The 13,148-nt window shown below is 70.3% G+C and carries 10 protein-coding genes; 5 read left to right on the top strand and 5 right to left on the bottom strand.

Going from position 1 to position 13,148, the window contains the following annotated elements; genetic code table 11:
• Positions 1 to 2: 2 nt before the first annotated feature.
• On the bottom strand, positions 3 to 989 hold the full coding sequence (locus ACIBVL_RS11445) for a helix-turn-helix transcriptional regulator (protein ID WP_399095657.1): 987 nt from the start codon (positions 987 to 989) through the stop codon (positions 3 to 5).
• A gap of 131 nt (positions 990 to 1,120) precedes the next feature.
• On the opposite strand from ACIBVL_RS11445, the gene ACIBVL_RS11440 reads away from it, so the two are divergent.
• Positions 1,121 to 1,309 (top strand): hypothetical protein, encoded by a 189-nt coding sequence (locus ACIBVL_RS11440; protein WP_399095654.1) that lies wholly within the window; start codon positions 1,121 to 1,123, stop codon positions 1,307 to 1,309.
• 5 nt (positions 1,310 to 1,314) lie between these two features.
• Positions 1,315 to 1,653: a hypothetical protein gene (locus tag ACIBVL_RS11435; protein WP_399095651.1), complete on the top strand. Its 339-nt coding sequence runs from the start codon at positions 1,315 to 1,317 to the stop codon at positions 1,651 to 1,653.
• A 207-nt stretch (positions 1,654 to 1,860) separates the two neighbouring features.
• On the opposite strand, the gene ACIBVL_RS11430 is transcribed toward ACIBVL_RS11435, so the two are convergent.
• Positions 1,861 to 2,265 carry a pyridoxamine 5'-phosphate oxidase family protein gene (locus ACIBVL_RS11430; RefSeq protein WP_399095648.1) on the bottom strand — a complete coding sequence of 135 codons (405 nt, stop codon included), beginning with the start codon at positions 2,263 to 2,265 and terminating at the stop codon, positions 1,861 to 1,863.
• Positions 2,266 to 2,421: 156 nt separating this feature from the next.
• On the opposite strand from ACIBVL_RS11430, the gene clpB reads away from it, so the two are divergent.
• Both clpB and ACIBVL_RS11420 read left to right on the top strand, forming a co-directional pair.
• On the top strand, positions 2,422 to 5,019 hold the full coding sequence (clpB, locus tag ACIBVL_RS11425) for an ATP-dependent chaperone ClpB (protein WP_399095645.1): 2,598 nt from the start codon (positions 2,422 to 2,424) through the stop codon (positions 5,017 to 5,019).
• Between the two features lie 149 nt (positions 5,020 to 5,168).
• Positions 5,169 to 5,702, top strand: a complete 534-nt coding sequence (locus ACIBVL_RS11420) for a YbjN domain-containing protein (RefSeq protein WP_399095642.1) — start codon at positions 5,169 to 5,171, stop codon at positions 5,700 to 5,702.
• Between the two features lie 383 nt (positions 5,703 to 6,085).
• Here ACIBVL_RS11420 and ACIBVL_RS11415 read toward each other — a convergent pair whose 3' ends face one another.
• The 3 genes from ACIBVL_RS11415 to ACIBVL_RS11405 form a co-directional block, all read right to left on the bottom strand.
• A complete protein-coding gene (locus ACIBVL_RS11415; RefSeq protein ID WP_399095639.1) occupies positions 6,086 to 6,919 on the bottom strand; it encodes an alpha/beta fold hydrolase in 834 nt (277 codons plus the stop codon).
• Positions 6,920 to 7,020: 101 nt separating this feature from the next.
• Entirely contained in the window at positions 7,021 to 7,851 is an 831-nt protein-coding gene (locus ACIBVL_RS11410) for an alpha/beta fold hydrolase (protein ID WP_399095636.1), read from the bottom strand.
• A 267-nt stretch (positions 7,852 to 8,118) separates the two neighbouring features.
• Positions 8,119 to 9,267 (bottom strand): serine hydrolase domain-containing protein, encoded by a 1,149-nt coding sequence (locus ACIBVL_RS11405; protein WP_399095633.1) that lies wholly within the window; start codon positions 9,265 to 9,267, stop codon positions 8,119 to 8,121.
• Between the two features lie 518 nt (positions 9,268 to 9,785).
• Between ACIBVL_RS11405 and ACIBVL_RS11400 the strand changes: the two genes are divergently transcribed.
• The gene (locus tag ACIBVL_RS11400; protein ID WP_399095630.1) at positions 9,786 to 12,908 is read left to right on the top strand and encodes an AfsR/SARP family transcriptional regulator; all 3,123 of its coding nucleotides are present in this window, start codon (positions 9,786 to 9,788) and stop codon (positions 12,906 to 12,908) included.
• Positions 12,909 to 13,148: the final 240 nt, after the last annotated feature.

The raw sequence follows: 13,148 nt of genomic DNA, 5'->3' as shown, positions 1-13,148 counted from the left end.
CCTCACTGGTCCCGGTCCAGGATTCCGGACTGGGCTATGAGGTAGCCGAGTTGGGCCCGGCTGCCGCTGCCCAGGGCGGTGGCCAGCTTGGCTATGTGGGCCCGGCAGGTGCGTACGTTCATGCCCAGGCGGCGGGCGATGGCCTCGTCGACATGGCCCTCGACGAGGAGTTTGGCGATGGAGTGCTGGATGTCGGTGATGCCGTCGGGGGCGGTCTCGTAGGGAGCGCCGGCGCTCAGCGGCACCGCGCGGTTCCACATGAACTCGAACACCTTGATCAGGTAGCCGACCAGGCCGGGGTGACGGAGTTCCAGGGCGACCTGACGGTCGTCCCGGATGGGGATGAAGGCCACGGTGTCGTCGCAGACGATGAGGCGCTCCACCAGCTCGTCGATGGTGCGGTACTCCACCTTGCCGTTGGTGAACTGGTCCACGTAGGCCAGCCGGTCGGGGCTGTACCGGGCCGTGTGCTGGTACAGGGTGCGGATCCGTACCCCCCGCTCGATCAGCGGCTTGTCGCGCTCCAGGGCCTCCAGGAGGCGGTTCTCGGGGCTGCGGCGGCCGCTGGGCTGGACGGTGAGCATCTCGGTCCGGCACTGGGAGGTCGCGAGGTCGAGCGCGGCGTTGATGCGGTCGAGGCCCTCCAGGACGGTGATCGAGTGGGTGGGGGCGGTGTCCTGGGCGCTGAGGGCCATGAAGGGCTCGAACACCTCGGTGAGCGCGATCGACAGGCGCCGGCTCTCGGTGATCTCGCGCTCTATCGGGTGCAGGCGCTGGGCCAGGGCGATCGCCGGCGCAACCGGACGCAGCCATTTCGCGTCGTCGGGGTCGGGGTGGAGAAGGGCGAACTCCATCAGGCAGGGAGCGGGCTCGACATCCTCCCGCAGGATGCGACCGGTGCGCAGCGCGGTGGCATAGAGGCGGTTTCCCTCCTCACACAGTTCGGTCACCGCATGGGGATGTGTCGCCTTAGTCCCATTTGTTACCAAATCTCCACCCCCCAGGGTCCTGAACGTGCAGGAACATGATGCACCGATCGTGTGGCCATGACGTGCCTGAATGAGCCATCGTCTTACTCGACGGGGGAAGAGGGGACCTTCAAGTGAGGACGAAGCCGACTATGAGTAAGAGATTGCTTCGCTCGGTGCTTGTCGCCGCCTTCTCCGTCGCTGTGGCCGCCGGAACCCTGGCCGGCCTCTCCGACGCGAGGAGCGACACGCACAAGACGGGTGGCGCTCAGGTCGTGGTCTCCGCGGCCGACGTCGTCGAGGACACGTCGGTCGTCCCCTTTGACAGCAGGTGGGACTGATCCCGATGACGACACCACCCGACGACCGTTCCTTCCGCCGCGAAATGGCCACCGCCTACCGCTCCGGCTGGCACTTCATCGACTTGGTCACCGCCATCCCCCACAGCGGTGACTCGTTGATGGTGACCGTGTTCGGAGAACCGGTGGTCGTCACGCGGGACGAGGAGGACGACGTACGGGCCTACCGGTGTCTGCGGCGGCCTCGGGGCGCGCCGCAGCCCGTACGGTGTGCCATCCGTTACGGAATGATCTTCGTGAACCTGGATCAGCGCGACCACCAGCTGGCGGAGTCCACCACTCAGCCCGCTCCACGAACCATCTCAGCCACCCCCCGCAGTGCCTGACGCGATTCCCCCGTCGTAACAGATCGCCTCAGGTGCTTCCCCCCGCAGCGGCGTCACCGTGACCTGAACACGGTGACGCCGCTGCAGTTTATGGACACATTTCCGGGTATCGGAGCGCTTGTGCGGTGGCCGGAAATCATCGAACAACGCGGGCGAACGCGGGAAACGCGGCTTTCCGGTCAGCCGTGCCCGTCATCCCGTGCCCCATCACCCGTGCCCCATCACCCGTGCCACCTCGATCTCGACGACCACCCGGGCCGGGTTCACCCGCGGAGTCCTGCCGTAGCGCTGCGCGTAGCGCCGCTCCGCCTCCGCGATCCGCTCGGGTTCCGTACGGACGTGCGCCCGGCCCTCCAGGGTGGCCCAGCGGCGGCCGTCCACCTGGCAGACCGCCACCCGGGCGCCCTCCGGGCCCGCCGCCAGGACGTTGCGCACCTTCCTGCTCGCCTTGTCGGCGATGACCCGAGCGAGCCCGTGCTCCGGGTCGTATGTCACTCCGACGGGCACTACGTGCGGGCTGCCGTCCGGGCGGGGTGTCGTCAGGGTGCACAGATGGCGTTCGCGCCAGAAAGCGAGGTACTCGGGGTCGAGTTCCTGGGGGTTGCTGGTCATGGGCCCGGAATCTAGCGGCTCCCGGCCTCCGCTCCCGCGCACACCGCCGCGTCTCTCCAGACCTCGAGGCGGACCTTGAGCGGAATAGACTCAACTTTGTGTACGCTGACAGAGTCAGACACCGGAGACGGCTGACGCAAGGAGGAGACAGCGAACGTGGACGCCGAGCTGACCAACCGGAGCCGGGACGCGATCAACGCGGCCAGTAACCGGGCAGTGTCCGCAGGACACCCCGACCTCACCCCTGCCCATCTGCTGCTCGCGCTGCTCCAGGGCCAGGACAACGAGAACATCGTCGACCTGCTCGCGGCCGTCGACGCCGACCAGGCCGCCGTGCGCGCGGGCGCCGAGAAGGTACTCGCCGGTCTGCCCAGCGTGACCGGCTCCACCGTCGCGCCCCCGCAGCCCAACCGCGAGCTGCTGACCGTCATCGCGGACGCGCAGGAGCGCGCCCGCGACCTCGGCGACGAGTTCCTCTCCACCGAGCACCTGCTCCTCGGCATCGCCGCCAAGGGCGGGGCGGCCGGTGAGGTGCTCGACGCCCAGGGGGCGAGCGCGAAGAAGCTGCAGGAGGCCTTCCAGAAGGCCCGCGGCGGGCGCCGCGTGACCACCGCCGACCCCGAGGGCCAGTACAAGGCCCTGGAGAAGTTCGGCACCGACTTCACCGCCGCCGCCCGCGACGGCAAGCTCGACCCGGTCATCGGCCGGGACACGGAGATCCGCCGGGTCGTGCAGGTGCTCTCCCGCCGTACGAAGAACAACCCCGTCCTCATCGGCGAGCCCGGCGTCGGCAAGACCGCCGTCGTGGAGGGGCTCGCCCAGCGGATCGTGAAGGGGGACGTGCCCGAGTCGCTGAAGGACAAGCGGCTGGTGGCGCTCGACCTCGGCGCTATGGTGGCCGGCGCCAAGTACCGGGGCGAGTTCGAGGAGCGGCTGAAGACCGTCCTCGCCGAGATCAAGAACTCCGACGGTCAGATCATCACCTTCATCGACGAGCTGCACACGGTCGTCGGCGCGGGCGCCGGCGGCGACTCCGCCATGGACGCCGGCAACATGCTGAAGCCGATGCTGGCCCGCGGTGAGCTGCGCATGGTCGGCGCCACGACCCTCGACGAGTACCGGGAGCGGATCGAGAAGGACCCGGCGCTGGAGCGCCGCTTCCAGCAGGTGCTGGTGGCGGAGCCGACCGTCGAGGACACCATCGCCATCCTGCGCGGCCTCAAGGGCCGCTACGAGGCCCACCACAAGGTCCAGATCGCCGACAGCGCCCTGGTCGCGGCCGCGACCCTGTCCGACCGGTACATCACCTCCCGCTTCCTCCCCGACAAGGCGATCGACCTCGTGGACGAGGCGGCTTCCCGCCTCCGTATGGAGATCGACTCGTCCCCCGTGGAGATCGACGAGCTCCAGCGGTCCGTGGACCGGCTGAAGATGGAGGAGCTGGCCCTCGTCAAGGAGACCGACGCCGCCTCGCGCGAACGCCTGGAGAAGCTGCGCCGCGACCTCGCCGACAGGGAGGAGGAGCTGCGGGGCCTGACCGCCCGCTGGGAGAAGGAGAAGCAGTCCCTCAACCGGGTCGGCGAGCTGAAGGAGAAGCTCGACGACCTGCGCGGCCAGGCCGAGCGCGCCCAGCGCGACGGCGACTTCGACACCGCCAGCAAGCTGCTGTACGGCGAGATCCCGGCCCTGGAGCGCGACCTGGAGGCCGCGTCCGAGGCCGAGGAGGAGGTCGCCAAGGGCACCATGGTCAAGGAGGAGGTCGGCTCGGACGACATCGCCGACGTCGTCGCCTCCTGGACCGGCATCCCGGCCGGCCGCCTGCTGGAGGGCGAGACGCAGAAGCTGCTGCGGATGGAGGAGGAGCTCGGCCGCCGCCTCATCGGCCAGGCGGAAGCGGTCCAGGCCGTCTCCGACGCCGTACGACGCTCCCGCGCCGGCATCGCCGACCCCGACCGCCCCACCGGTTCCTTCCTCTTCCTCGGCCCGACCGGCGTCGGCAAGACCGAGCTGGCCAAGGCCCTCGCCGACTTCCTCTTCGACGACGAGCGGGCCATGATCCGCATCGACATGTCGGAGTACGGCGAGAAGCACAGCGTGGCCCGGCTCGTCGGCGCGCCCCCCGGCTACATCGGCTACGAGGAGGGCGGCCAGCTCACCGAGGCGGTCCGCAGGCGGCCGTACAGCGTCGTCCTGCTGGACGAGGTGGAGAAGGCGCACCCCGAGGTCTTCGACGTGCTGCTCCAGGTCCTGGACGACGGCCGGCTCACCGACGGACAGGGCCGCACGGTCGACTTCCGCAACACCATCCTGGTGCTGACCTCGAACCTGGGCAGCCAGTTCCTGGTCGACCCGGTCGCCACCGAGGCGGAGAAGAAGGAGCAGGTCCTGGAGGTGGTCCGGGCGTCCTTCAAACCGGAGTTCCTCAACCGGCTCGACGACCTGGTCGTCTTCTCGGCGCTCAGCAAGGACGAGCTGGGCCGGATCGCCCGGCTCCAGATCGACCGGCTCGCCAAGCGGCTGTCGGAGCGCCGGCTCACCCTGGAGGTCACCGACGCGGCCCTGGCCTGGCTGGCCGACGAGGGCAACGACCCGGCGTACGGCGCCCGCCCGCTGCGGCGCCTGGTCCAGACGGCCATCGGCGACCGCCTCGCCAAGGAGATCCTGGCGGGCGAGGTCAAGGACGGCGACACGGTCCGCGTGGACGCCTTCGGCACGGGTCTGATCGTGGGCCCGGCGACCGGCAAGACCCTCTGAGGTCCACCTCGCACAGGGCGTGCGGCCTGCCCGGTCGCTCGCCCTGAGCGGAATTACGCCAACCGGAGGTGAACCCTGGAGGGCGGGGCTTGCCACCCCCCTCCCCGGATGGGGGAGGATGGCGGGATCCGTACGAAGGGAAAATCACGGTGAGCATCGACCCGTCCTCGATTCCGAATTTCGGGGGCCAGCCCGAGCCGCAGCCCCAGGGACCGGCGGGCCCCGTCATCCCGGATCAGGACCTCGTGAAGCAGCTCCTCGACCAGATGGAGCTGAAGTACGTCGTCGACGACGAGGGTGACCTCGCGGCGCCGTGGGAGGAATTCCGTACGTACTTCATGTTCCGTGGCGAGGGCGACCAGGCGGTCTACTCGGTGCGGACGTTCTACGACCGGCCCCACCAGATCGACGACAAGCACCAGCTGCTGGAGGCGATCGACGACTGGAACCGGCGCACCCTGTGGCCCAAGGTCTACACGCACACCCACGACGACGGCACCGTCCGCCTCATCGGCGAGGCGCAGCTGCTGATCGGCGCCGGGGTGAACATCGAGCTGTTCGTCTCCTCGACGGTGAGCTGGGTGCGCGCGGCCATCGAGTTCGACAAGTGGCTGGTGGAGCAGATGGGCCTCGAGCAGGAGGTCGACGAAGCGGAGGACAAGCCCGAAGAGGGCGACGAGTAGGTCGTACGACCGGCCTGTTCGTCAGTGGGGCGCCCGTCCACAGCTTGTGGACGGGCGCCCCACTCGTCGTTCAGCCCGCCGGCGCAACCGCTTCGCCGAGCGCACCGCCGTGACCAGGCCGGGCACCGCAAACGAGCGCGCGAACGCACGCGCGCCCGTCTCGACCGTCGACCGTCGTGGCGTAACGCACCACCACACCTGTCTCTGTGCCTCCGGCCTCCATGCGCGTCCGTGCACCCCGCCGTCGTGTAACGGCGGCGGGGTGCGCACGGTTCACGGTCTCGCCGACGAGCGGCCTGCGCACGGACCAGCGGTTCCAGCCTCGCCTCCCCCGGGTAACGGGGCGCGTGCCCGCTCCCGGCGGGAAGGCCGTCGGACGTCGGTCACTTGGCCAGGAAGGCCAGGAGGGCCTCGGTGACTTCCCGGGCGTGGGTCCACAGCAGGCCGTGGGGCGCGCCGTCGATGACGACGTAGTCGGCCTGCGGGAGCGCCTGGTGGAAGAGGGCGCCGGTGGCCTCGATGGGCAGGATGCGGTCGGCGGTGCCGTGCAGGATCAGCGCCGGGACGTCGATCTTGGGCAGGTCGGCACGGAAATCAGTGGACCAGGTCGCCACGCAGGCCAGGGAGGCGTACGCGGAGGCTCCTGCGGCGACGTTCCAGCTGTTGCGGACGGCTTCCTCGCTGATGCGGGTGCCGAGGTTCTCGTCGAGGTTGTAGAAGTCCTCGTAGAACGCGGTGAAGTAGGCGTAGCGGTCGGCGGTGACGGCCCCTTCGATGTCCGTGAAGACGGTGCCGTCGACACCGCCGGGATTGTCGTCTGTCTTGAGGAGGAAGGGTTCGAGGGAAGCGAGGAAGGCGGCCTTGGCTATCCGGGCGGAGCCGTAGGTGCCCAGGTAGCGGCCGACCTCGCCGGTTCCCATGGAGAAGCCGACCAGGACGACGTCGTCGAGGTCGAGGGTTTCGAGGACCGTGTTCAGGTCGGCGGCGAAGGTGTCGTAGTCGTAGCCGGTGGTGGGCCGGCTGGAGCGGCCAAAACCGCGCCGGTCGTACGTGATCACGCGATAACCGGCCGACAGCAGTGCGGCGGACTGCTTCTCCCAGGAGTGGCCGTCGAGCGGGTAGCCGTGGATCAGCACGACCGGCTGCCCGGTGCCGTGGTCCTCGTAGTACAACTCGATGCCGGTCGAGTTCTCCTGGCCGACGGTGATGAACGCCATGGTGTTACTGCCTTTCCATGCGAAACGCGGTGGGTGGTGAAGTGCCCGGCTGGGCATGGCTTCGGAGCTCTCCGAGGCCGTGACGGGGGCGGTCCTGTCGCTCAGCGGACCGTGCGGGCCGCGCGCTCGACGATGTGGGCGACGTCGTCGGGGCGGGACACCGGCACGGCGTGCGACGCGGCGATGACCGTGGTGCGGGCCCCGGCCCGGGCCGACATGTAACGCTGGGCGGCCACAGGGATGTTGAGGTCCTCCGTGGTCACCAGGGACCAGGAGGGGATCGTCTTCCAGGCGGCCTTCGTCGACTTCTCCTCCAGCGCGGCGGCGGCGATCGGACGCTGTCCTGCCGCCATGAGCCTGGCCTTGTCCGCCGGCACGTCCGCGGCGAACTGGCCGCGGAACTTCTCCGGCTTGATGTACACGTCTGCGCCCTGACCGCCGTCGGGCAGTGTGTAGTTGAGGGACTCGATCGCCTGGCCGAGGGTGCTGCCGGGGAACTTGTTCGTCAGCCCGAGCGAGCTCTCGCCGGTGTCGGGCAGGAACGCGGCGATGTAGACCAGCGCCTTCACCTTGCCCTCCAGGCCCGCGGCGGCCTGGCTGATGACGGTACCGCCGTAGGAGTGGCCGACCAGGACCACGGGCCCGTCGATGTGGTCGACGACGCTGCGTAGGTAGGCGGCATCGGTCGCCGGACCGCGCAGCGGGTTGGCGGCGGACACCACGGGGTAGCCCGCACGCTGCAGCCGCGTGACGACACCGTCCCAGCTCGCGGCGTCGGCGAACGCCCCGTGCTCCAGCACGATCGTCGGTCGTTCCGGGCGGAGGGGCGCCGCACCGGCTACGCCGGGCAGGGTGACGGCGGCCACGGACAGCCCCACGGCCGCTGTGACAGCGAGCAGGGCGGATCTGCGGCTGAGAAGGGTGGTGCGCATGTGTGAACGTCCTTTTTTCCTTGGCCGTCGGTCCTGACCGGACCCGGCGAAATGGGGTGGTGCGTTCGAGAGACGAAGCACCGAGTTCCTTTGCCGACAACTGAGTCGGTGTGTTCGGTCCGCGCCGAGTGGCCGACGCGGACCGGAGAGGGGTGGGCGACGCGTCGCAGCGGCAACAAGGGCGGCTGTCCGGCTACGGCCCCACCTGGGCCTGGGGCACCACCAACCCCGGCCGCCGGGGCGGACCGGGCGGCCCTCGGTCCGGGCTCAGTCCGTGGAGTCCAGGACTTCGTAGACCTGCCGCATGTAGCTGTGGGTGCGCTCCGAGCCGAGGATGCCGTCGCCCAGCCGGTTCATCGTGTACGAGAACGTGACGCGCCGGTCGAGGTCCATCATGACGATCGATCCGCCCCGGCCGACCCAGAAGCAGACCCTCCCGGTGGGCATGTGCGGCATCGTCCTCGCGTCGGCGAGCGCGAAGCCGATACCCCAGCGCACGGGAACGCCCAGGAACAGGTCGACTCCGTCGGCCTGCACGGCGAGGACCTTGTCCACCGTGTCCGCGGAGAGGAGCCGGCGGCCGTTCACCTGGCCGCGTCGTGAGATCACGGAGAGGGCACGGGCCATACCCCGTGCGTTGCCGTGTCCGTTGACGGCTCCGAGTTCGGCACGGCGCCACTGCGGGGTGTCGACGTGCTCGTCCCGGGCGGGGCTGCCGAGCAGCGTCTTGGTGAAGATTCCCTCGGGATCCAGGCCGGCGGGTATCCCGGAGAGTTGCGACGGGGCGACCAGTTCGGCGATACGCGGCCAGTCGGCCTGCCGCGCACCGATCTGGACGTCGGCCTGTGACGGCTTGGCGATCTCGGTGTCGACGAACTCGGTCAGGGTCCGGCCGCTGACCCGCCGGACAAGCTCTCCTATCAGCTGCCCCTGCGTCTGCACGTGGTAGCCCGAGGCACTGCCCGGCTCCCACCAAGGCGCCTGCGCGGCCAGTCGGGCGCTCGCGGTCGGCCGGTCGTACAGGTCGTCGATGGTGAAGGGCTGCTGCCAGCCGGAGAGCCCCGAGGTGTGGGCCAGGACATGCCGCACCTCGATGTCCTGCTTGCCCTGGGCGGCGAATTCGGGCCAGTAGTACGCGACCGGGCGGTGAAGATCGAGTGCGCCCCGGTCGACGAGGACGAGGGCCGCCAGACTGCTGAGGGTCTTGGTGGTCGACCACAGGCTGACCAACGTGTCCCGGCGCCACGGAACGGTCCGCGCCGTGTCGGTATGCCCACCCCACAGATCGACTTCCATGACTCCGTCGACGTCGACGGCGATCGACGCCCCCAGTTCCTCGCCGGACTCCAGGTGCGCTGCCAGCGCCGCTCGGACCGGTTCGAACCGTGCGGTGCTCGTTCCTTCGACGGTGACCATGACTTTTCCCCACTCGTGACGACGACCGTTCGGTCACGACACGACAGGGACCTCACGCCGGTTCACACCGCGTCGCGGATGGACAGGACGCCGTCCGGCGCGGGTGTTCGCAGCTCAGCAGCGCGGGGGCCGTCGGCCGCCGCTTCGCTCCATGACAGGCGGAAGTCGTGGCGACGGGCGAGCGGCCGCTGCCGGCGGAGGCGGCAGCCCCTCGGTGCGTGGCATGGAGCCGCACGGTGCCACACGGCGCCGCCTGCTCGTCGTCGCGCGAAGGGGCTCCTGCTAATGTCCTGTCCGGTATGCGGGCAGCGGACGACGGGGTCCTCGCCGCTCCGGACACCCGCACCGGCCACCCCCATCTCGGCGGACAGCTCACCGCGACGAAGGTCACGCGGATGTCCGGGTGGGCCGGCGCCCGGTTTCCGTCACCGCGGAGCGGTCGCGCACATGTCCGCGGGCCATGGTCATGGGTGTGCCCCCGATGGTGGCGCCGTCGAGCGGGATTCCGGGTGGATGCGATGACAGCTGTGGGGCAGGGGCTCGACTTCGGGCTGCTGGGTCCGCTGGTGGTACGGCGGGCGGGCGCGGTACTCGATCCCGGTCGGCGCAGGCAGCGGCTGCTGCTGATCCGCCTGCTGCTCGCCGACGGCCGGGCGGTCGCGCCCCAGACGCTGTGCGAGGAACTGTGGCCGCAGCAGCCGGGACGGACCCCGGGCGGAGCGATGAACTCCCTGCACGCCCACGTCAGCAAGCTGCGCGCGGTCCTGGAACCCCAGCACCTGCGTCGGCACGGCACCTTCGAACTGCTGGTCACCGAGCCTCTGGGCTACGCCCTGCGTGTACCGCCCGAGAGCCGTGACACCGTACGCTTCGAGCGGTCCCTTGCCCGGGCGCGCCTGTTCATGGACCAGGGCCGGCCCGAACGCGTCGTGGAGGAAACCCGGAACGCCCTGGAGATGTGGCGTGGCACCGCGTTCGCCGACGCGGCGCACCACCTGTTCGCCGCCCAGGAGACAGCACGACTGGAAGAACTGCGGCAGACCGCAGGCGAGATCCGCACCACCGCACTGCTCGTGCAAGGACGGATCACCGAAGCCCTGGGCGCGGCACGGGAGTTGACCGCGGCACATCCCCTGCGGGAAACCGGCTGGGCCCTGCTGCTGCGCGCCCTGTACCTCGCCGGGCGGCACACCGAAGCGCTTCAGAGCTACACCGAGCTGCGCCGGCACCTCGCCGACGAACTCGGCCTCGAACCCGGCCCGCCCCTGCGCGCCCTGCACCAGGGCATCCTCCACCACGACCTGCCACCCCTTCACTCAGCCGGTGAGCCGAACGGATTCGGCGCGGCATCCGTCCCCGGCGGGGGCACCGAGCAGGGCCGCGATCCGATCGGGCCCACCAGGTCCGGGGGGCCGGACGAGGGCGAGCCGGCTGCGCCCGCCGGCCCGGCTGGCGACGCGGCCGACGCGGCCGACCGGTCCGACGCACGTCGCGCCCCGGCCGCGGAGGAGGAAACCACGCCGTCGCCCCTGGCACGTCCGGCTCAACTGCCGCGCAGCCTCCCGGTGTTCGCGGGACGGGCCGCCGAGGGTGCGTGGCTGTCGGCCGTGAGCGGTGCCCCGGGCCGGCCCGGACCGACGGCTGCCTCCGTCGTCGTCATCAGCGGTACCCCCGGTGTCGGCAAGACCACCTTCGCCGTCCACCACGCCCATCGCATCGCCTCGTCCTTCCCCGACGGACAGCTTTTCGTCAACCTCTGCGGCTTCCACCCCCACGCACCCGCCGTGGACCCCGGCACCGTTCTGCACGGCTTTCTCACCGCCCTCGGCGTTCCCGCGCAGCGCATCCCGGAAGACACCCCGGCCCGCAGCACGCTCTTCCGCAGCCTGCTCGCCGACCGGCGGATCCTCCTGGTCCTGGACAACGCCCGTGACGAGCGGCAAGTACGCCCCCTGCTCCCGGCGGGGGCGGGCTGCTTCACCCTGATCACGAGCCGCAACCAGCTTCCCGGCCTGATCACCACCGACGGCGCCAAACCCCTCACGCTTCCGCTGCCCTCACAGACCGAGGCCCACCAAGCCCTCGAACGACGTCTGGGAAGCGAGAGGCTGGCCGCCGAGCCCACCGCCACGACCGAGATCATCCGCCTGTGCGGACGGCTCCCCCTGGCCATGGCCGTGGTCGCCGCCCGCGCCGAACTCGACCCGTCCTTCCCCCTGCACGCCATAGTCGACGACCTGCAGCACACCCACGGCGACCTCGACGCGTTCACCGGCTTCGACAGCAGCACCGACGTGCGCACCGTCTTCTCCTGGTCCTACCGGTCCCTGGACGAGCACGCCGCCCGGCTCTTCCGCTTCCTGGCCCTGCACCCCGGCCCCCACATCACGGCCCCCGCCGCCGCCGGCCTCGTCGGCCTCCCCCTCGCCCAGACCCGACGCGCACTCGCCGCCCTGATCAGTTCCTGCCTCGTGGAACAACCACTGCCCGGCCGCTACAGCCTGCACGACCTCCTCCGCTGCTACGCCGGCGAACTCACCCAGAGCCACGACACCGCCCAGGAACGCCACCACGCCACCCTGCGGGTCCTGGACCACTACATGTTCACCGCCTACGAGGCCAACCAGTTCCTCAAGCAGGACACGACGGCCGAACTCGACCTCGGGGCGCCCGGCCCGGGCGTCACCCCGGAGAAGTTCACCGGCGCCAAGCAGGCAACCCGGTGGTTCACGGCCGAGCACCGGGTACTGGCCGGCCTGCTCCACTCCGCCGTGAGCCAGGAGCTGGACCACCACACCACCGGGCTGGCCTGGTCGCTCAAGGAACATCTCCATCGCCAGGAGTTCTGGCCCGAAGCCATCACCGCGCTGACCCCCGCCCTCGAGGTGGCCCGACGCCAGGGCAACCGGCTCGAAGAGGGCCGTTGCCTTCGCCACCTCGGCCACATGCACGGCTATCTCGGCCACCAGGAAGAAGCCCTGCACCACCTGCGACGCGCGACGACGATCTTCGAGCAGCTCGGCGCGACCGGCGACCAGGCGCGAGCCCACTACGTCATGGCGTGCGCGCTGTTCCTGTTCGGCCGGATCCAGGAGGCCGTGACGTTCTCCGAGCGGGGACTGGAGCTGTCCCGGGAGACCGGTGAGGAGCTGTGGCTGGCCGAGTGCCTTCTCGAACTCGCCTGGTTCCACTCCAACCTGGGGCAGCTGGAGAAGAGCCTTCAGTACAGCGAGGAGGGCATCGCCCTGTTCCAGCGCCTGGACGCGCCGTGGCAGCTGGCCCAGGGGTGGGACATCGTGGGCCACACCCTCCGCGCGCTCGGCCGTTACGAGGAATCGGTGGCCACCTACCAGCGGGCGACGCGGGCGTTCGAGGAACTGGGCGACCACAGGAACGCCATCGGCACACTGATGCGACTCGGGGACACCCGGCTGGCCCAGGGCGACCGGGAAGGCGCACGAGCGGACTGGGTCAAGGCCCTGGAGAACGCCGACGAGCGAGCCATGCGGCACAGCGCCCAGCAGGTCCGCGACCGGCTCACCGCCCTGGACATGGATGCGGACCCCACGCCCACCGTGCCGGAGAGGGTGGCCGGAAGCCATCGCCTCCCGGTTCCGCGCAGCGGTGGACCTGCGCACTAGGACCCCGGCCGGGTCGGTTCAGCGCATGGTCACTCGTCCGCGCATCCGTCGTGGACCCGTGCCGCCGGGGCGTCGAACGACACCAGGACGCCGGCCGGCACTGCACCGGACAGCAGGACTCGGCGAAGCCGTGAACCGATCACAGATGTTCCTTTTCGTTTCGGCGCCGGCGACGGCGCCGGGCCAAGGCGGAGGCGGGAACACCTCCCCGGAAGGCGCGGCGGAGCGTCGGTCGTTGGC

The sequence above is a fragment of the Streptomyces sp. NPDC049687 genome, assembly GCF_044465285.1.
In the GTDB taxonomy this organism is placed as follows: domain Bacteria; phylum Actinomycetota; class Actinomycetes; order Streptomycetales; family Streptomycetaceae; genus Streptomyces.
The sequence above is the reverse complement of the archived record's forward strand: the minus strand, read 5'-3'. Positions and strand labels throughout refer to the sequence as shown.